This window comes from Natronospira proteinivora (assembly GCF_024170465.1).
Taxonomy (GTDB): Bacteria; Pseudomonadota; Gammaproteobacteria; order Natronospirales; family Natronospiraceae; genus Natronospira; species Natronospira proteinivora.
Window position 1 is genome coordinate 345,557 of the sequence record NZ_JALJYF010000001.1, and the last position, 19,512, is coordinate 365,068.

A 19,512-nucleotide genomic window follows, 5' to 3' on the forward strand; every position below is an offset into this window, starting at 1 on the left:
AATGTGGCATGGTCAGCTTGAAGCTTGCGGCTTGTAGCTTGCAGCTAAAAACCCGAAGGAGTTTTTCCAGTGGCAGTCAGTGTATTCGACATGTTCAAGATCGGGATCGGGCCGTCCAGCTCCCACACCGTGGGGCCCATGCGGGCGGCGCTGGCTTTCTGCGAAGACCTGAAAGCCCAGGGTGGTCTGGAAGCCACCCGCCAAGTGGTGGTTAAGCTCTACGGTTCTCTGGCCTTGACCGGAATAGGGCACGGTACGGACAAGGCCGTGATCCTTGGGCTTATGGGGGAGACCCCCCGGGATGTGAATCCCGATACCATCGACGACATGCTCGCCCGGGTACAGGAAAGCAAGCGGATATCCCTGTTGGCTAGCCATGAGATCGCTTTCGATCCCCAAATTGAGATCGAATTTCACAAGGACGAGCGTCTGCCGCGCCATTCCAATGGCATGGGGCTGGTGGCCTTTGACGAAAAAGGCCAGGTGCTTCATGAAGAGATTTTCTATTCCATTGGCGGTGGTTTTATCGTCCGTGAGCACGAAGAGGACGGCGATGGGGCTTCCGATGAAGGGGGCCAGATTCCCTATCCCTTCAATACCGCCGAGGATTTGCTGAGCCACTGCCGGAACAACCAGCTGGCCATTTGGGAGTTGATGCTGGAAAATGAGAAAACCTGGCGGGACGAGGCCACGGTTCGCAAGGAGTTGCTGGCCATCTGGCAGGTGATGCAGGAATGCACCCAGCGTGGCTTCAGGGTGGAAGGCAATCTCCCGGGCGGTTTGCAGGTCAGTCGTCGGGCCCCCCGCCTGTACAAGGAACTGCAGGAACAGCATGACGATGAGCATCTGGATCTGCTGGATTGGGTGAATATCTTTGCCATGGCGGTGAATGAGGAGAATGCCGCTGGCGGCCAGGTGGTTACCGCCCCCACCAATGGCGCGGCCGGTATTATCCCTGCTGTTCTTCACTACTATAAGCGCTTTGTCACGGACGCCTCCGATGAAGGCGTCATCCGCTTCCTGCTGACAGCCGGCGCCATCGGCATCCTTTACAAGAAAAACGCGGGGATTTCAGGCGCCGAGATGGGCTGCCAGGGGGAAGTGGGGGTTGCCTGCTCCATGGCAGCGGCCGGATTAACGGAAGCCATTGGCGGTAGCCTGGGGCAAGTGGAAAATGCCGCGGAAATCGGCATGGAACACAATCTGGGGCTGACCTGTGACCCGGTGGGCGGCCTGGTCCAGATCCCCTGTATCGAGCGCAATGCCATGGGCTCTCTCAAGGCCATCAACGCCTCCCGCATGGCCATGCGGGGGGATGGCAAGCACAAGGTCTCGCTGGACCAGGTCATTCGGACCATGCGCCAGACCGGCGATGACATGAAGAGTATTTACAAGGAAACCTCCCAGGGTGGCCTGGCGGTTAATGTTCCCGAGTGTTAGATGGCCGTTACTCGGCCTGGCAGCTCTGTTGCTGGGCGGCTGCGCCAGCCAGCCCATTGAACCGGGCCCCATGGCAGATGGTGAGCTGGCTGGTCAGTCGCTTTCTGTTCCCCTGGATGACCCCAAGGCCCGCTATTATCTGACCACCTATCCCGAATCCCATCCGGAAGGCTGGCATGAATGGTTGGCCGAGATTGAGGCCCAGCTGGAAGACGGCGTGGTGGATGGCGGTGAGCTGGGGCCATTGATCGATGAAAATGTCTCCGTGGATTTGGCCGCTTTGCTGTTCATTTACGGAGTCCTGTCCGATCCCCAAAATCGCCGTTGGCAGGAATGCCTGAATCGCGTGAGTGATGCGGTGAGTTTGGGATATATCGCTTACGAGGATCTTCTGCCCGAATGGCATTCGGACTACAAGATCGTGTTTGCGCCGGGCTATCTCTATGAAGATCATCCCCAGACTGAAGCGGATTTCTCCAGGACACGACAAACCCTGAGTTCCCAGGATGTGCCTTACCATTTCATTCCCAGCGTGCAGGATGCTTCGGTAGAGGAGAATGCGGAACAGATCGCGGATGTAATCCGCTCGTATCGGGATGATGGCCGGGAGCTGATTTTGGTTAGCGCCAGCAAATCGGCCTCGGAAGTCCATTGGGCCATGGGGCATTTGCTCTCAGAGGAGGAGTCAGCCCATGTAGTGGCTTGGCTTAATGCGGGGGGCGTGGTGGCCGGTACCCCGCTGGTGGACCGGTGGACGCGGTTTCCTCGCAGCCTTATGGCAAGGGGAGCCTTCCTTTGGTACGGCTGGTCTTTTGATAGTCTCCGCTCCATGCGTACGGATCGCTCCCAGGATCGCCTGTCTGCCTCCCAGCTACCGGAGGACCTGTTTATATTGAATTATGTAGCTGTTCCCATGCGTGCCCAGGTAAGCCCTGCCGCACAGGAGCGTCATCGCTATCTGGCCCGTTATGGCCCCAGTGACGGTCTTGCGCCTTTGTGGAAAACGAAGGTTTATCAAGGGGTTACTATGGTAGAGCCCGGTGCGGATCACTATTTTCATGCCGTCGACATCCGGCTCCGAACCCTGGTTCTCATGGCCATGACGCTTAACCATTTGCAGGGTAAGGGATGTCCTGATGTGCCTGAAGAGGGCTAGAAGCGGCTCCAGCTCACCTTATCCAGTATTTTGCATTACACTCGGTCTATGGCTGTTCTATACATAATAGATGGGCCGGTTGATGTCGGGCAGCACTCTGATGGCTACTTATGGCGGGGGTGGTTGTTGTGAAGTTTGCCGAGTGGTTGAGCCGCGGAACCCCCAGCCAGGACAGTGGCCACCCCCAGGTTTTGTTCAGTCTTTCCCTGATCGCTTTATGCCTGCTCCTAATATTGATCACCCTGGGAGCTTGGCGCCTGGCTCTCCAGGCGGAGCGGGTAGAGCAGCACAGTGAATTGCTATCTCAGCTGGGCGGTGTAAATCGAGACATTGAAACCAAATTGGGGCAATACTTTGCATTACTCCGATCCGGTTCAGCGGCCATTGGCTTTATGGGAGAGCCCGAGCCAAAGGCCTGGCATCGCTTTGTTGAGGGATTGGATCCCTCAATAAATTATCCCGGCATTGCCAGTATGGCCTATCTTCGTCGAATCCCAAGGGATGAGGCGGCTGTATTTGAGCGCCGTATTCGCGAGAACATGTACCCGAATTTTCAGATTGTCAGCGATTACCAGCGGCCCTATCTCTGTGTGATTCTCCATTCGGCCCTCTCCGGCGGAGGAGGGGCAGTGGGTTATGATGCCTGTCAAAGCCATACTTCCCGTGAAGCACTGGAAGCGGCTTCTCATCAGCGGGAACCGGTGATTTCCGACATGTTGCAGCTGATTCGGGAAAGTCCAAACCAGCAAGTGGATGCTGAACATCAAGGGGAGCCCGGGTTCGTAGTGGTTAATCCGGTTGGTGACCGGGGTGAAGATGGATGGGGATATTCCAGTGGATGGATAGCGGCAACAATAACGTCGGAAGCGCTCTTTATTCCTCTGGTGGAGAGGCTTGGAGAACAGCATCTTCTCATACAAGACGAGCACGATGGCCAGTTGACGACCTTGTTTGAGGCCGGTGAAAGGGAGATGCGGGCAGAGGCGTTAACGGCATCTGAGGTGCTTTTGATCGGGGACCGACAGTGGCGTATCCATCTCAGCCAGGGCTTTCAGCCCGGTCCCTTTCCCCTTGTGGTTCTGGGGGGCGGTCTGTCCCTTAGTCTTTTGTTTATTGTCCTTGTTCGGAATAGTTATCACCTGCGCTCACGGGCAGAGGCGTTGGCTGAGCGCATGACCGATGCATGGCGGCAAAGTGAAGAAAGCCGCAGAAGAACAGAAGAGATTGCTCTGGTAATGGTGACCCATGTGGACCCGAAGGGCTGCTGGGAAAAGGTTACGCCAAGACTATGCTCACTGCTGGGATATCCTGAATCCCGTCTGATTGGTCATTCTTTTCTGGACTTTCTGCATCCTGATGATCAAAAGCCCTTTGAGAATACGCTTAATGCCCTGGTGGAAAGCGCTGACCATTCCTTGCGACAGGAAGGCCGTTTCCTAAACGCTGAGGGCACTGTGGTCTGGATCGAAGTTAATGCTTCTCCCGTTCGGGATGAGACAGATCAGCTGATCTGTCTATTGATGTTTATCCAGGATGTGAGTGACAGAAAGGCCTGGGAGAGGCAGCTTCATCAACGTGATCGTTTGCTGGAGGCAGTGGCAAGGAGCCTGAATCGTTTAATTATGCCTGGCGATTTTGATGCTGCGGTTAATGATTCACTTGGGATTCTGGCCAGAGCCGCCGATGTGGATCGTGCTTACATCTTTACCAACCATCCTCATTCAGTGACGGGGTTGCCGGCCCATAGCATGCGCTATGAATGGGTCGCGCCAGGTATATCACATCAAATCAATAATGCTGCGATGCATGACCTTCCCTATAATGACCTACCGGAAGAGTGGTATGAGTCATTGGAGAATGGTCGTCCTGTTCGTGCGTTTCCCCGGTATCTTGAGGGGCCGGCACGAGAAATGTTGTTATCCCAGGATATCCAGTCCTTGTTGCTAGTTCCCATTATGCTGCAGGGAGGATTTCAGGGCTTTGTCGGTCTGGATGATTGCCATCGTGAACGCCAGTGGCCGGAAAGTGAGGTGGCAACTCTGATGGCAGCGGCTGCAAGCATGGGAAATGCCTTTCATCGGCAACAGACAGAAGAAGAGTTGGAACATAATAGGGAGCTTCTGACTTCCATCACGGATAATATTTCGGAAGGCATATACCGAAGCACTCCGGAAGGGAAACTGGAGTACGTGAATAATGCATTAGCAGAGATGTTTGGCTATTCGTCGCCAGAAGAAATGATGCAGGTTTCTGCGCCTATCCATTATGTGTCACCGCTTCGTCGTCGTGAATTGGCGAAGAAAGTGGAAGAAAGGGGCTATTACCGGGATGAAGAGGTAGAGTTTCTCCGTCGGGATGGGAGCCGCTTTATTGCCCTGAATAATACAGTGGCAGTGAGTGATGAGGTGGGTGGTGTTCAATATCTTGATGGTGTGATCTCGGATATTACTCAAAGGAAGGAAGCTGAGCGAAAGATTAATTACCTGGCACATTACGATACATTGACAGGCCTTCCAAACCGAACTCTACTTCGGGATAGAATGGAGCAGGTTTTGGCGAAGGCACGCCGGGATAGCACTCGTGCAGCAGTTCTTTTTATAGATCTTGATCGCTTCAAGAACGTGAATGATTCACTGGGCCATGCGGTGGGTGATCGCCTTTTGTCAGAAGTGAGCCGACGCTTGCAGAAGGCTACGCGCGCTAATGATACGGTGAGCCGGCAGGGCGGTGATGAGTTTATCGTTTTGCTTCCAGAAATAGATGAAAGTAACGAAGCGGCGCAGGTGGCTTCAAAGCTTCTAGGTGCATTGGGTGAACCGTATCGAGTGGGTAATCATGAGTTGCATGTTACCCCCAGTATCGGGATCAGTCTTTTCCCTAGTGATGCCGAAGATATTGATGATCTGATCCGAAACGCGGATGCAGCCATGTACCAAGCCAAGGAGCATGGGCGCTTTAACTTTCAATTCTTTACCCATGATTTGAGTGTGCAGGCCTGGGAGAGGCTGTCTCTGGAGAATCAGCTACGTCGCGCCATTCAATGGAAAGAGTTTGTCTTGTACTACCAACCTCAGCTTTCCTTGGAGACTGGCGAGATTGTCGGTATAGAGGCACTCATTCGCTGGTGGCATGAAGGACGGCTAATTTCTCCATCGGTCTTTATTCCGGTGGCAGAGCAGACAGGGATGATTGTTGAGATTGGGGACTGGGTAATGGGCGAGGCCTGTCGGCAGCTGAGTAGCTGGCAGGCAGAGGGGTTGGCCGATATTCCTGTTTCAGTGAACCTCTCGCCTTTGCAGTTCCGTCGTCGTGACATCCGTAGTCATATCCAGCAGGCCCTTGCCAGTTCAGGTCTTTCGCCCGAATACCTCATGCTGGAACTGACGGAGAGTACGGTCATGGATGAGGTGGATGAAAGTGTTCGTATGCTGGGCCAACTCAGTCGATTGGGCGTACGCCTTTGCATTGATGATTTCGGTACCGGCTACTCCAGCCTGAGTTACCTCAAGCGCTTCCCCATCGACAAGCTAAAGATTGACAAGTCCTTTGTCTCTGATATTCCCACGGATACGGATGACATGGCCATTACGGCCGCCGTAATTGATATGGGGCATAATTTGAATCTGACAGTGGTTGCAGAAGGCGTGGAAACGCGTGAGCAACTGGAGTTTCTCAGGGAGCGTCGTTGTCAGGAAATGCAAGGTTTCTTGTTCAGCCGGCCGGTGACGGCAGAGGAGATGGCAGAGCTGTTACGTAGGAAAGCAAGTTTGGACCTGGTCTCTTGAGATCCAGGTACTTCTAAAAAAACAGCCCGGGTTCTCACCCAGGCTGACAAACCTCGTTCGCGATGGATTTCCTACAGGCCGGTGTTTTAGTCCCGACGTATTGCGGCCACTTCGGACATGATCTTTTCGTGAATATCCGTGTCAGCGCGGGAAGCGCTGCGGATTGCATTGTACTCATCAAGATTCAAGCCGGTGTCTTCAACGGCGGAAAGCTTCAGGCTCTGCGCTTCCTGTCGTGCTTCCGCTACCGCATCCTCATCTTCCAGGCCTTGGGTCTTTTCCGCGTACTCATCCCGAATGGCATTGACTTGCTCATAAGCTTGGGCGAAACGTTTGGCATCCTCTTCCGATACGTCGATATCCAGGCTTACTTCTTCATCGGCTGTGGACTCTTCCGGCAGAGGTTCAATGTCTCCCGCCTGATCCTGAGTTTCAGGTGCCTGCTGGGCCTGCAGCGCCGGCGCACCCATCAGGCCGATTCCCACAATTAGGATAATTAGCGACGGCATTTTCATGGTTGCCTCCTAGGCGTATTGGATACAGGGTTGATCGCTTGAAGGTTACCGTTGCATCTCTCATGCCAGAATGCCGAAAGGCCTTCGATGGCGGCTTCGTGGCTTTTCAGGTGGGGTTTGGCGGCGGTCAGGGATGGCGATTGTTGCGATTTAGAGCGTTGCAGTCTGTGACATGTCCGAAAACCGGGACCATGGCTCAGCAAGGTATCAGAGAATATCGGCGATCTCGTCGAATCCATTGTCCACAGCCAACTCGGCGGGACGCAATCCATTTGGGGCTCGCAACTCGGGATCGGCACCATGATCACCCAGCAAGGCAACCATCTCGATTTGGCCAGTGGCGGCGGCCGCCATCAACGGTGTCAGACCATCTCCCTGGCGGCGATCCACCATGGCGCCCGCATCCAGCAATTCTTCTGCGCTTTCCAGGCTGGCGCCTGCTACGGCCGCATGAAGTGGAGTGAAGGCCAGGGGGTTTTCGGAGATCATGTCAGGCGGCGTGCCCCGTGCCAAGAGCAGGGCCACCACCGTGGGTTGGTCAAAGCGAGCGGCGAAGTGCAGTGCATTCATGCCGTCGGCACTGATGTGATGTCCGGCTTCTGGATCCATTTCCAGGCTGCGTTCCAGATGGCTTAGCAGCCCCAGGGATGCTGCCTCGAAGATATCCAGGCCACTGCGCTGGTCGGCGATTAGTCGGGCCAGCCGTCGTTGGCCGGTATACATGGCAAGCATGAGGGCGCTGACACCGGCTGCGGTTCGGGTATCGGCCAGGCCGGGGTTGGCGGCCATCAGATCGGCCAGCTGGTTGACGTCCTGATCCTTGATGGCCTGTATGACGGTCTCTTCTTGTGGACTCATGGTTGGCCCCCTTGCCAAAACCCCATTATAGAGCAGGCTGGCAAATGACTTGCAAAAAGTGCCGCTGCGCTTCGGCTGACCTCGGTGGGATGCGGTGCCAAAAAAAACCCCGGTCACCTGCCGGTGCCGGGGTTTTTGGGTCTGTTAGCTGGCGACTTAAAGGACGCCGCGTTCTTCCAGCATCTGTGTGACCTGCTCACGCACATCAGAGTCGGCACTGACGGCCATGGCCACATTCTGATATTCCTCAACGCTCAGGCCACTGTCCTCGATGGCGGCAGTCATGGCGTCATTGGCTTCCATCTGCAGGGCCTGGGCTTCTTCCTGGTCTTCGGCTTCCTGCAGACGCGCGGTGTACTCTTCCCGCACATCGTTCACGGCCACATAGGCATCCACGAAGCTGGCGATTTGCTCATCGCTCACCTCGGGTGCTTCCTGTTCCTGCGGCATGGGCTGGGCCTGCTGCTGTTGGCCTTGTTGGGCCAGGGCCAGCGGGCTTGCCAGCAGAGCGGTCAGGGCCAGGGTAAGAATGGTCTTGTTCAGTTTCATGAGAAATCCCCTCTATTTGTGTGAAGTCAGTAACTTATAAAAGCACGAAACATGCCATTTTCGGATTTGTAGGCGAAATTTCTACAAGTGTATGAATTTATTAGGGGGAGGTGGGGTCTCTAGGCGGTATGGGACTTTTATTGATCTTCAAAAAGATGTAACAATATGAAACATGTTATGCCATGTTACACATTCGGAGGGGCCATGGGCCGCTTATCCCGCCTGAGTCTTCACCTCCGCCTCAGTCTCCGTGTTCGTCTTCTGTTGGGGATTGTGCTGCCCTTGTTGGTGGCGGTTTTGCTCACCATGACGGCGGTGCTCGCAACCATTGAGCAGCGGGCCGAGCAGCGGATGCAGCAGGATATTGAACTGATCGCTCATGCGATCCAGCTTCCGGTGAGTTACAGCATGGAGCGGGATCGTCGTGGTTCCGTCCACCAGGCACTGGAATCGGTATTTCAGCTGGATCAGGTCTACGGGGCCTATGTCTACGATTCGGACGGGGAGCAGATTGCCGCTGTCGGGGCGGTCAGGCCTCGCCATGAGCCGGATATTGTTCAGGATGTCACCCTGACCGGTGAAGATGAGGCCGGCCAGTATGAGGAGATTGATGGCCGGGATGTTTATTCCCATTACGTCGCGCTGACGGATGACGCGACCGGCCAGATTATCGGCTGGTTACAGGTGACGCGACGGGCCAGTGATTTCGAGGAGCATCGCCAGGAAGTCCAGCGTCAAATGCTGGCGGGCCTGTTGGCGGGGACGGTGGTGGTGTTGCTTCTGGTCATGGTCGGTCATCACCGGGCGGTGGGCCGTTATCTGGGGCCGCTTTCCGGCATCATGTCCCGCATTGAGAAGGGTGAGCGGGGCGTTCGGGCGGATGTGGATGGCCCGCGGGAATTGTCCATGCTCGCCCGTTCCCTGAATACCATGCTGGATGCCATTGAGCGGGCGGAGCAGGAGATTCAGGAGCGCCGCAATACTCAGCTGGAACTGGAAGAGCGTCTGCGGCATTCGGAGAAGCTGGCAGCCATCGGCCGCCTGGCAGCCGGTATCGCCCATGAGCTGGGGGCCCCCCTGTCGGTGGTGGACGGGCGCGCACGACGGTTGCTGAAAGCGGAATCGGAATCCCTGAGCCTGAAGGAGCAGGGCAACCTGAAGGATATTCGTCATGAAGTTCAGCGCATGAGCCATATTGTGCGCCAATTGCTGGATTTTGGCCGTGCTTCCAGTCGAGAGCGGCGCCCTATTGATTCCGCTTCCTTGGTAGATTCCTCCGTGGAACAGGTTCGCGAATTGGCTGAAGCGCGGGCAGTGAGTCTGCAGTTGGATGGTGAAAGACCGGGGCCCACTCTGGAAGTGGATCGCATTCGTATTGAACAGGTTTTGGTGAATCTGCTGCGGAACGGGATTCAGGCAGAAGGGGTCAGCCGGCTGAAAGTACAGTGGCAGGCAGAAGACGAGGGGGTCTGCTTTACAGTGGAAGATGATGGCCGGGGAATTGATCCCGAGGATATGCCACGCTTGTTCGAGCCCTTCTTTACTACCAAATCCGTAGGTGAGGGAACCGGTCTGGGATTGGCCGTGGTCCACGGCATTGTCAATGAACATCATGGCTGGATTCGGGCGGAGGACAGTGAACTCGGCGGCGCCTGTTTCCGTCTCTGCTTACCGGTACGAATCGAGCGGGAGGAAGAACGATGAAAAAGCATCAGGAGCGTATTCTGCTGGTGGAAGACGACCCTTCCCTGTCCCGGCTTATTGTGGAAGAGCTGGAAGAGGGGGGTTGGGAAGTCCGGGCTGTGGATACGGCGGAGAAGGCAGTGCCCTTGCTTGAGCAGTGGGACCCGGCCCTGGTGTTGAGTGATCTGCGTCTTCCGGGGGCCAATGGCATGAGTCTGCTTGAGGAAGCCCAGTCCATGTCTCTGCCACCGGCATTTGTGATTCTCACCGCCTTTGGCAGCATTGAACAGGCCGTGGAAGCCCTCAAGGCCGGTGCCGACGAGTTCCTCACCAAGCCCATTGATGTGGACCACCTGCTACTTACGGTCAAGCGGGTATTGGACAATCATCGTCTGCGCTCCGAGGTCCAGCAGTTCCGGGAAGTGTTCAGTGGTGATGATTTCCACGGCATGGTGGGGGAAAGCCGGGAAATGCATCGTCTATATGACGAGATTCGTAGTGTGGCGGTGGCCAGTGGTCCGGTGCTGGTGATTGGTGAGAGCGGTACTGGCAAGGAGCTGGTGGCCCGGGCCATCCACGAGGAAAGCGAACGCCGGGACGGACCTTTCCTGGCGGTCAACTGTGCCGGTATTCCGGCGGACTTGCTGGAAAGCGAATTTTTCGGCCACACCGCGGGGGCTTTCACCGGGGCGGTAAAACGCCATGAAGGGATTTTTTCCCAGTCCGATGGGGGCACACTGCTACTGGATGAGATCGGCGAGATGCCCATGAACCTGCAGGCCAAGCTGCTTCGGGTTTTGCAGGAAGGGGTGATCCGTCCGGTGGGCGGAGAATCGGACATCTCGGTGGATGTGCGTATCGTGGCGGCCACCAACCGCAATCTGGAAGAGCTGGTGGCGGATGGCGGTTTCCGCGAGGATCTTTTTTATCGCATGGAAACCTTTGCCTTGAATGTACCCCCTTTGCGGGACCGGGGAATGGATCTGGAAATGCTGGCCGCCCGCTTCATGCGTCGCTTCAGCTTGCAGCAAGGCCGGGAGGTGGAAGGCTTTTCCAGTGAAGCCATGGCGGCCCTGAAGCGCCATCCCTTCCCCGGCAATGTCCGGGAGCTGCAGAATGCGGTGGAAAGGGCCGTGACTTTCTGCCACGGCGACACCATTCAGGTGGAGCACCTGCCCACCCGCATTCGCAATTATCGGGAGGACGAGACCAGTACCCATGCGGGCGGTGTTCGTACCGGCCTGCTGGAAAAGCTCACCGAAGGCCAGGCCCTGCCCAGTCTGGAAGAACTGGAGGGACGCTATATTCGCCATGTACTTGAGCAAGTGGATGGCAACAAGCGCCAAGCTGCCAGCATTCTGGGGGTCAGCCGTCAGACCCTTTATCGCAAACTGCCTTCCTGACCCTCCCCTGAGCTGATGCGAATTTTTCCCGTGTAGGGCTTGTCCTGCGGCAATGACTGTATATACTGACAGTAACTGTCAAAACATACAGTCCCGGAGGTAGGCAATGGATGACTTGACACTACGCCAGGCCGAAGTGCTTGAGCTAATTCGGCAAGTGATTGAAAACACAGGTCGCCCGCCCACCCGGGCCGAGATTTCCGAGCATCTGGGCTTCAGCTCGGCCAATGCCGCCGAGACCCATTTGCGGGCCCTGGCTCGCAAGGGTGCCATCGAGCTGGTGGCCGGCTCCTCCCGGGGGATTCGCCTGGTGGAGCTGGAAGAACCAGGCCTGCCGGTGGTGGGGCGGGTTGCCGCCGGTACTCCCATTCTGGCGGAAGAGCATGTGGAAACCCGTTACCGGATGGACCCGGAAGTATTTCAGCCGCGTGCCCATTACCTGCTACAGGTCAAGGGCATGAGCATGAAGGATGTGGGTATCTTCGAGGGTGATCTAGTGGCCGTGCATCGTGCCACTGATGTACGCAATGGGCAGATCGTGGTGGCGCGCCTGGACGACGAAGTCACCGTAAAGCGCTTCAAGCAGCGGGGTAAACAGATCTGGTTGCTGCCCGAAAATGAGGAATTCGAGCCCATCGACGTGGATCTGGAAACCCAGACCCTGGTGCTGGAAGGGGTCGTGGTTGGTGTCATCCGCAACGGCCGAATTCAATGAGCACCCCGCTGATTCATCAGCGGGGTGCTAGCTACAAGCCACAAGCTACAAGCAGTTAGGTGGCATCCCTGACCACCTTGCAGAAATTGGCTCATGCAGATGGGAGTCATTTGTTAGGGAAGGCTGTGATCTCTGGAAAAGCCGCTTGCAGCTTGTCGCTTGAAGCTTGTAGCTCCTCCTTCCTATGTCTCTTGAAGACGTTTTAGCGGATCCGCGGGTGTTTCGGCCGCGGCGGGCGGATCAGTCGGCCGGTCCGGTGTTGTCCACCGGATTCGCGGCGCTGGACCAGGTCCTGCCAAGCGGTGGCTGGCCGCGAGGCGTGCTGGTGGAATTGCTGGCCGAACAATGGGGCATGGGGGAATTGCGTCTGATCATGCCTGCGCTGGCTTCACTGTCGGCCCGGGGGCGCTGGCTGGTATGGGTGTCACCGCCCTATCTGCCCTATGCACCGGCCCTGTCTGCCCAGGCGATCAATCCGGGCCATTGCCTGTTGACCCGGCCTGATCATCGGGAAGAACGGGTCTGGGTGGCGGAGCAATCGCTCAAATCCGGGGCTTGCGGAGCCGTGCTGGCCTGGGATTGTCCCATGAGTGACCGCCATGTCCGGCGTCTGCAGCTGGCCTCGGAAGCCAGCGATGCGCTGGCTTTCATCTTTCGGCCTGTCAGTGCTGCCCGTCAGCGTTCACCGGCCGCGTTGCGCTTGCAATTGGCGCCGGAACCGGCGGGTCTGCGGCTTACCCTGCTGAAGGTGAGAGGCGGCCAGGCAGGTCGTGTCAGCCTACCTCTGGATTGATTCGAGTCAGTGCCTTATGACCCTGCCCCTGTTTCCGGAACTGCATGCCTCTTCGACCCAGCCGGCCACCTCGCGGCAACCTCATCTTAAGGCCCTGGCGCCTGCGCGTCCGACTGTACGAAAGCGTCATCCGGTGCTCTGGCTGTGTCTGCGTTTTCCCGGGTGGTCCCTGCAAGCGTTGAGTGGTGAGCGGGATGTCCCCCTTGTGGTGCTGGAGGGGGAAGGCGGCATGGCCCGGGTGCTGACTATGAACCATATTGCGGCCAGGGCGGGGGTGTTGCCCGGGATGCGGCTTTCCGCAGCCCTGTCCCGCCTGGACCGGTCCTGTCTGTTGCACCGGTCTGATGAACGGGAACAGGCTTGCCTGGCAAACGCGGCGGAGGCGGCCATGGCCTTCACCGACCGGGTGAGTCTGCTTCCTGGGGAAGGGCTCCTGCTGGAAGTGCGGGGCAGTCTGCGATTGTTTGGGGGATTGGAACCATTGCTGGCGGCGGTGAGCCGGAGCATGCAGGGATTGGGGCTGGTGTTTCGTCATGCCGTGGCCCCCACGCCCCTGGCGGCCCAATACCTGGCCCGGGCTGCACCGGCGACGGTGGTGGAAGACAGGTCGGCGTTGGCTGCTGTGCTGGGCCGTTTGCCCTTGGGCTGCCTGGTCCTGGATGCCCGGACGCAGGCGCAATTGCAGGGAATCGGCTGCCGACGTTTGGCGGATGTGCTGCGTCTGCCCCGGGATGGATTGATGCGTCGTTTTGGTCCCGAATTGAGCGGCTTGCTGGATCGGGCCCTGGGGCGTCAGCCGGATCCGCGGCCTTGCTGGCGGGGACAGCTGCGGTTTTATGCGGAGCAGGAATTGCCATCGGAAACCGACCGGATTCCCACGCTGATCCGTCATTGCCGGCCCCTGCTGGTCCGGTTTTGTCATTTTTTGCGTCGACATGACAGCCAGGTGGCTTGCTTGACCCTGTATGGCCGAACGGAAAGCGGGCCGGCGCTTAGTCTGCGTCTTGCTTTACTGGACAGCCCCCGCACAGCGGATCATTTGGCCGAATTGCTGGCCATTCGTCTGGAATCACAGCGTCTTGAGGCCCCCATCCGGGAGATTGAACTTGAGAGCAGCCCCCTGTATCGCTATCAGGGCAGAAGCCGGGGCCTGTTTCCTGAAGCGGGTGATGCGGGTCGGGAAGGGGAGTTGCTCAATCGTCTGCGCGCCCGTCTGGGGACGTCCCGGGTTTATGCGCTCACCGGCCGGCCCTGCCATGACCCGGCCCATAGCTGGCAGATCTGTGAGCCGGGGGAGAAAGGGCCGGATTATCGGCGTTCGGATCGCCCTCTCTGGTTACTGCCCCGGCCCCGGCCCATTAGCGATCTGTCGGCCTATCGGCCGCTAGCCGGCCCGGAGCGGATCGAGACCGGCTGGTGGGAGAGCCGGGACATTTGCCGGGACTACTATCGGGCCATTGGCCGGGACGGGGGCGAGGCCTGGATATTCCGAGACCGCAGAAACCGATGCTGGTATCTTCACGGCCTGTTTGGCTGATTCACGCCCAATTTTTCGGTGGAACCATGAATGGAACCCTGCGCTTTCTTCATCAAGAATCTGCTTTTCAGCCTCTGCAATATGCTTGAATGCGTTGGTCGCATCCTGCGGATCGTTGCTGATGTCACATGGGAACTTCCATTGTTTCATTAAGACTGATGAAGGGAGGTGGATGTGGTCTAGCATTGGATGGGAGCCGTCATGGTTCGCAAGGAGGCTGGAAGTTTCGATAACCCTTTTCTGTCAAATGGATCGGGCCGAGGTTCTCATCGACATATTCACTGGATGTTGCTTGTCTCCCTGGGGTTGCATTTAGGTTTAGTGGTTATGCTTGTAAGCTGGCATCCTTTTTCTTGGCCTGTGGATGATGAGTCGGTAGTCAGGGAGTATGTCGTTTCCCTAAACTTGGCGCGTCAAGATCAGCCTGGGACCGACGGTAGTGAGGGGGCAGTCGCTGACGAGGGGCCAGTGGAGGAGGAAGAGACTGAGGAGGGAATCCAGGAAGAAGCGCCTCAGAGCGAAACGGAAACCGAGGAGCAGACAGAGCCAAGCGAGGAGGACGCACCCCCCGAGCCTGAAGCCCAGGAAGAGCGTTCGGACACTCCCGCGAGGACCAGAGCGGAGGACGATGATGAGCAAGCAGAACCGTCACATCGTCTGGATACCAGCACTTTGAGTGAGGATGTACAGTCAGCTGCCCGCAGTGTGGTTGAAGATAGTCAGGTAGATCAGGATGGAGAGGGAAGATATGGACATGTCTTCAGCCCATCGCTTCGGCAAGATTTGTCACAAAGCCAACGCCCGGAACGTCCTCAGCCAGCCGGCTCGGAGCGGGTGCAGTCATTCTATGGGGACGATTATATCTTTGGCGAAAACCACTGTTTTCGTGTCAGCGCTACCCAGCACAGTGGTGAATCGATCGTTTTCCCCATTCCCTGTCCCGATACCGGAGAAGACTCCTTTTCCTTGGATGGCCGCCAAGGTGGATCAGAGCCCTGAGCGGTTGGATCAGTCCCGGCGTTCGTAATCCCCTTCCAGGGTTCGGCGTCCCGCCCGGTCGTGGCCCGGGTGCTGTTGTTGCCAGGCGGGCCCGTACTGGACCTGCATGCGGGAGAGGGCCCGCTTGATGGCCAGACGACGCAGGGCGGGGATCAGCATGAAAAAGCCCAGCACGTCGGTGGCAAAGCCCGGGGTCAGCAGCAGGCCCCCGGCAATGGCCAGGGCCACGCCCTCCAGCATTTCCATGGCCGGGGCCATGCCCTGATCCAGATTGCGCCGGGCCCGCATCAGGGTGGACAACCCCTGCATGCGGATCAGGGTGGCCCCCGCAACCGCAGTGAGAATACAGAGCAGAATAGTGGACAGGGCGCCAATGGACTGACCCACCTGGATCAGAATATAGAGTTCCACCAGTGGGACGCCGAAGAACAGCAGCAGGAGAAAGGGCAAATGACACCTCAATTGGCCAATAATGAGTTTGTTCAGACAGATTTGGGGGTGATTCTGTTCAATTCAAGCGCAAATGCCTCTGATATGAGGCTGCGTCCATATTCAATTGAGTCCTGATCATGGAAAGTGCCTGGTATCTTTACCTGCTGGATTGTGATGGCCGTCTCTATACTGGCGTGAGCACGGATGTAGCGCGCCGTCTGCGTGAACATCGTCAGGGCCGTTCCCGGGCTGCCCGTTTTACCCGCGGTGCAGGGCAGATCGAGCTGGTTTATCAGGTGGCATTGCACAACCGCAGCGAGGCCTTGCGCGCCGAGGCCCGCTTGCGTCGCTTGCGGCGGGCGAGCAAGCAGGCCGTGATTGAGGCAGAGCTGGACAGGGAGGCCTTGCTGGATCGTTTGAATATGAGGGCTGGGATTTAGGTGATCTCTTGGCCCGTTTGGCCTAATGCGATACTGTATGCATATACAGTTTTCGTGGTAGGCCCATGTCCCCTTACGCCGAACTTCATTGCCTAAGCAATTTCAGCTTCCTGCGCGGGGCCTCCCATCCCGAGGAACTGGTTACGCGTGCGGCCAAGCTGGGTTACCGGGCGCTGGCTATTACCGATGAATGTTCTGTGGCGGGTTCTGTTCGAGCCCATCGGGCGGCTCTTGCTCAGGGCCTGCCCCTGATTCACGGCAGTGAGTTTCATCTCGACGATGGTCTTCGCTTTGTGGCTCTGGTCACGGACCGCACGTCATGGGGCCGGCTGTGCGCCCTGATCACCACGGGTCGGCGGGCTGCGGCGAAGGGGACGTATCGCCTGTCCAGCCAGGATGTGGCCGATAACGGCCTGGCGGGGTGCCTGATTCTCTGGCTACCGGAGCGGACGCTGGACCTGGCCGCCCTGGCCTGGCTGAAGGGACAGTTCCCGGGCCGGCTCTGGATTGCCGTGGAGCTGCTGGCCGAAGGCGATGATCGCCACCGCCGCGAGATCCTCATGGCCCTTGGCCGACGAGAGGGACTGCCTTGTGTGGCCGCCGGGGATGTGCACATGCATGTCCGTGGCCGCCGGGTGTTGCAGGATACCCTGACCGCGCTGAGACATCGTCTGCCTTTGTCCGAGGCCGGTCTGCGCCTTTTTCCCAGTGGGGAACGGCATCTTCGTCCCCGGCAGTGTCTGGCGCGGATGTATCCTGCTTCCCTGCTGGAGGAAACCGTTCGCATTGCCCGGCACTGTACCTTCAGCCTGGCCGAGCTGCGTTATGAATATCCCGCCGAGCTGGTGCCGTCCGGGGAAACTCCCACCACCCATTTACGCCGCCTGACCCTGGAAGGGCTGTACCGTCGCTGGCCCTCGGGAGTGGCCTTTCGCATACGCCGGCAGATTGTTCGGGAGCTCAAACTGGTGGCCGAGATGGGCTATGAGCCTTTTTTTCTCACCGTCCATGACGTGGTGCGCTTTGCCCGTAGCCGCGGCATTCTCTGTCAGGGGCGGGGGTCGGCGGCCAATTCCATGGTTTGTTACTGCCTGGGTATTACCGAGGTGGATCCGGCTCGCCTGGAGGTGCTGTTCGAGCGTTTCATTTCCCGGGAGCGGGGAGAGCCACCGGATATTGATGTGGACTTTGAGCATGAGCGCCGCGAGGAAGTGATTCAGTATATCTACGGTAAATACGGCCGCCGTCGGGCGGCTCTGGCGGCCACAGTGATTACCTACCGGTCCCGTTCGGCGGTCCGGGATGTGGGGCGGGCCCTGGGGCTGGATCCAAGCCGGCTCGATCGCATGGCCACGGCCTTTCAGTGGTGGGATGGGCAGCAAGCCCAGGGGGCGTGTTTGCGGGAAGTGGGGGAAGACCCGGAGAACCCGGTGATCCGGTGCTTGATGGAACTGGTCAATTGCCTGGTGGGTTTCCCCCGCCATCTTTCTCAGCATGTGGGTGGCTTTGTCATCTCCCAGGGGCCGCTGCATGCCTTGGTGCCCGTGGAAAACGCCGCCATGGCGGCGCGTACCGTGATCCAGTGGGACAAGGATGATCTGGAAGCACTGGGGCTATTGAAGGTGGATGTGTTGTCCCTGGGTATGCTGACCGCCATCCGCCGCAGTTTTGACCTGATCGAACAATGGTGGGGACAGGGGCGGGGCAGGGGTTTGACCCTGGCCAATATTCCGGCCGAGGATCCCGCCGTCTACGACATGCTTTGCCGGGCCGACACCATGGGGGTTTTCCAGGTGGAATCCCGGGCCCAGATGAGTATGCTGCCCCGGCTCAAGCCCCGCTGTTTCTATGATCTGGTCATTGAAGTGGCCATTGTCCGCCCCGGACCCATTCAGGGGGACATGGTGCATCCCTACCTGGCCCGTCGGGATGGCGAAGAGACAATTGAATATCCCAGTGAGGAGGTCCGGGGTGTTTTGAAGCGGACCCTGGGTGTGCCCATCTTTCAGGAACAGGTCATGCAAATGGCTATCGTGGCCGCCGGTTTCACCCCCGGTGAGGCGGATCAGCTGCGCCGGGCCATGGCAGCCTGGAAGAAGCGGGGCGGCCTGGGCCATTTTGAGGATCGTCTGATCCAGGGCATGCGCGAACGGGGCTATTCCGAGGATTATGCCCGCCGGATCTTTCGCCAGATTCAGGGCTTTGGGGAATACGGCTTTCCCGAATCCCACTCCGCCAGTTTTGCCCTGCTGGTCTATGTGTCGGCCTGGCTCAAGTGCCATGAGCCGGCTGCCTTCTGTGCAGCTCTGCTGAACAGTCAGCCTATGGGCTTTTATGCCCCGGCCCAGTTGGTTCGGGACGCCCGCGAGCACGGCGTGGAGGTGCGTCCGGTGGATGTGTTGCACAGCCAGTGGGAATGCAGCCTGGAGCCGGGGGCCGGACAGGAACCGGCCCTGCGTCTGGGGCTGAATCGGGTCAAGGGTCTGTCCCGGGTGGCGGGGGAAAGGGTTGTCGCGGCGATTCGCGGTCACGATGAACCGCCCTTGAGTTTGGAGGCCCTGTGCGTGCGGGCTCGTCTGGACCGGCGGGCCGTGGATGCCCTGGCCGATGCGGGGGCCCTGTCCGGTCTCCTGGGCCATCGTCACAAGGCCCGCTGGGCCGCCGTGGGGGTTGAGGCCCCCACACCCCTGTTTGGTGAAATGGCCGTGGCCGAGGCCACGCCCATGCTGGCCGTGCCTGCCGAGGGGGAAGATATCGTTGCCGACTATGGACGGCTGGGGCTCACGCTGGGCCGCCATCCCTTGGCCTTGTTGCGTGAGCAGATGGCGGCCCGAGGCGTCATGAAGGCAGCCCAGCTCTGGGAGCAGCCGTCCGAGAGTCTCGTCATTACGGCAGGGCTGGTCATTAACCGTCAGCGCCCGGGCAGTGCGAGGGGGGTGACCTTCATGACCCTGGAGGATGAAAGTGGCATCATCAACCTGATCTGCTGGCGCAAACTGGCCGAGCAGTATCGCCCGGTGGTACTCAATGCCCGTCTGTTGCTGGTATCAGGCATCGTGCAGCGGGAATCGGGGGTTCAACATGTGATTGCCCGGCACCTGGAAGACTGGAGCCACTGGCTGGGCCGGTTGCAGACCCGGTCCCGGGATTTTCAGTGAGCCCGATGCGGATCGCCCCCTCAAATGGGGGATTGCTCCGGCGCGAGCC

15 protein-coding genes are annotated in these 19,512 nt (G+C 58.3%); 11 read left to right on the top strand and 4 right to left on the bottom strand.

Features of this window, described 5'->3' with window-relative positions; all coding sequences use genetic code 11:
• The first annotated feature begins 69 nt into the window (after positions 1 to 69).
• From J2T60_RS01585 to J2T60_RS01595, 3 genes are all read left to right on the top strand, one after another.
• Complete coding sequence (locus J2T60_RS01585) at positions 70 to 1,440, top strand: L-serine ammonia-lyase (protein ID WP_253444493.1); 1,371 nt, start codon at positions 70 to 72, stop codon at positions 1,438 to 1,440.
• A complete protein-coding gene (locus J2T60_RS01590; protein WP_253444496.1) occupies positions 1,424 to 2,596 on the top strand; it encodes a hypothetical protein in 1,173 nt (390 codons plus the stop codon). The genes J2T60_RS01585 and J2T60_RS01590 overlap by 17 nt, the downstream gene beginning before the upstream one ends.
• A 128-nt stretch (positions 2,597 to 2,724) precedes the next feature.
• Positions 2,725 to 6,381: a bifunctional diguanylate cyclase/phosphodiesterase gene (locus J2T60_RS01595; RefSeq protein ID WP_253444499.1), complete on the top strand. Its 3,657-nt coding sequence runs from the start codon at positions 2,725 to 2,727 to the stop codon at positions 6,379 to 6,381.
• An 86-nt stretch (positions 6,382 to 6,467) separates the two neighbouring features.
• Here J2T60_RS01595 and J2T60_RS01600 read toward each other — a convergent pair whose 3' ends face one another.
• From J2T60_RS01600 to J2T60_RS01610, 3 genes are all read right to left on the bottom strand, one after another.
• Positions 6,468 to 6,896 (bottom strand): DUF4168 domain-containing protein, encoded by a 429-nt coding sequence (locus J2T60_RS01600; RefSeq protein ID WP_253444502.1) that lies wholly within the window; start codon positions 6,894 to 6,896, stop codon positions 6,468 to 6,470.
• 207 nt (positions 6,897 to 7,103) lie between these two features.
• Positions 7,104 to 7,754: an ankyrin repeat domain-containing protein gene (locus tag J2T60_RS01605; protein WP_253444505.1), complete on the bottom strand. Its 651-nt coding sequence runs from the start codon at positions 7,752 to 7,754 to the stop codon at positions 7,104 to 7,106.
• Between the two features lie 156 nt (positions 7,755 to 7,910).
• The gene (locus tag J2T60_RS01610; RefSeq protein ID WP_253444508.1) at positions 7,911 to 8,303 is read right to left on the bottom strand and encodes a DUF4168 domain-containing protein; all 393 of its coding nucleotides are present in this window, start codon (positions 8,301 to 8,303) and stop codon (positions 7,911 to 7,913) included.
• A gap of 204 nt (positions 8,304 to 8,507) precedes the next feature.
• Here J2T60_RS01610 and J2T60_RS01615 point away from each other — a divergent pair, with 204 nt between their 5' ends.
• The 6 genes from J2T60_RS01615 to J2T60_RS01640 all read left to right on the top strand — a co-directional run bounded on the left by J2T60_RS01615 (position 8,508) and on the right by J2T60_RS01640 (position 15,433).
• Positions 8,508 to 10,007 carry a sensor histidine kinase gene (locus J2T60_RS01615; protein WP_253444511.1) on the top strand — a complete coding sequence of 500 codons (1,500 nt, stop codon included), beginning with the start codon at positions 8,508 to 8,510 and terminating at the stop codon, positions 10,005 to 10,007.
• The gene (locus J2T60_RS01620) at positions 10,004 to 11,389 is read left to right on the top strand and encodes a sigma-54-dependent transcriptional regulator (protein WP_253444514.1); all 1,386 of its coding nucleotides are present in this window, start codon (positions 10,004 to 10,006) and stop codon (positions 11,387 to 11,389) included. The genes J2T60_RS01615 and J2T60_RS01620 overlap by 4 nt, the downstream gene beginning before the upstream one ends.
• A gap of 106 nt (positions 11,390 to 11,495) precedes the next feature.
• Positions 11,496 to 12,104 carry a transcriptional repressor LexA gene (gene lexA, locus J2T60_RS01625; RefSeq protein WP_253444517.1) on the top strand — a complete coding sequence of 203 codons (609 nt, stop codon included), beginning with the start codon at positions 11,496 to 11,498 and terminating at the stop codon, positions 12,102 to 12,104.
• Positions 12,105 to 12,321: 217 nt separating this feature from the next.
• Positions 12,322 to 12,897: a translesion DNA synthesis-associated protein ImuA gene (imuA, locus tag J2T60_RS01630; RefSeq protein WP_253444520.1), complete on the top strand. Its 576-nt coding sequence runs from the start codon at positions 12,322 to 12,324 to the stop codon at positions 12,895 to 12,897.
• 16 nt (positions 12,898 to 12,913) lie between these two features.
• On the top strand, positions 12,914 to 14,434 hold the full coding sequence (locus J2T60_RS01635) for a Y-family DNA polymerase (protein ID WP_253444525.1): 1,521 nt from the start codon (positions 12,914 to 12,916) through the stop codon (positions 14,432 to 14,434).
• 201 nt (positions 14,435 to 14,635) lie between these two features.
• Positions 14,636 to 15,433 (top strand): hypothetical protein, encoded by a 798-nt coding sequence (locus J2T60_RS01640; protein WP_253444528.1) that lies wholly within the window; start codon positions 14,636 to 14,638, stop codon positions 15,431 to 15,433.
• 9 nt (positions 15,434 to 15,442) lie between these two features.
• Here J2T60_RS01640 and J2T60_RS01645 read toward each other — a convergent pair whose 3' ends face one another.
• Positions 15,443 to 15,883 (bottom strand): FxsA family protein, encoded by a 441-nt coding sequence (locus tag J2T60_RS01645; RefSeq protein ID WP_253444531.1) that lies wholly within the window; start codon positions 15,881 to 15,883, stop codon positions 15,443 to 15,445.
• 119 nt (positions 15,884 to 16,002) lie between these two features.
• Between J2T60_RS01645 and J2T60_RS01650 the strand changes: the two genes are divergently transcribed.
• A complete protein-coding gene (locus tag J2T60_RS01650) occupies positions 16,003 to 16,305 on the top strand; it encodes a GIY-YIG nuclease family protein (protein WP_253444534.1) in 303 nt (100 codons plus the stop codon).
• A 65-nt stretch (positions 16,306 to 16,370) separates the two neighbouring features.
• Complete coding sequence (locus J2T60_RS01655) at positions 16,371 to 19,463, top strand: error-prone DNA polymerase (RefSeq protein WP_253444537.1); 3,093 nt, start codon at positions 16,371 to 16,373, stop codon at positions 19,461 to 19,463.
• Positions 19,464 to 19,512: the final 49 nt, after the last annotated feature.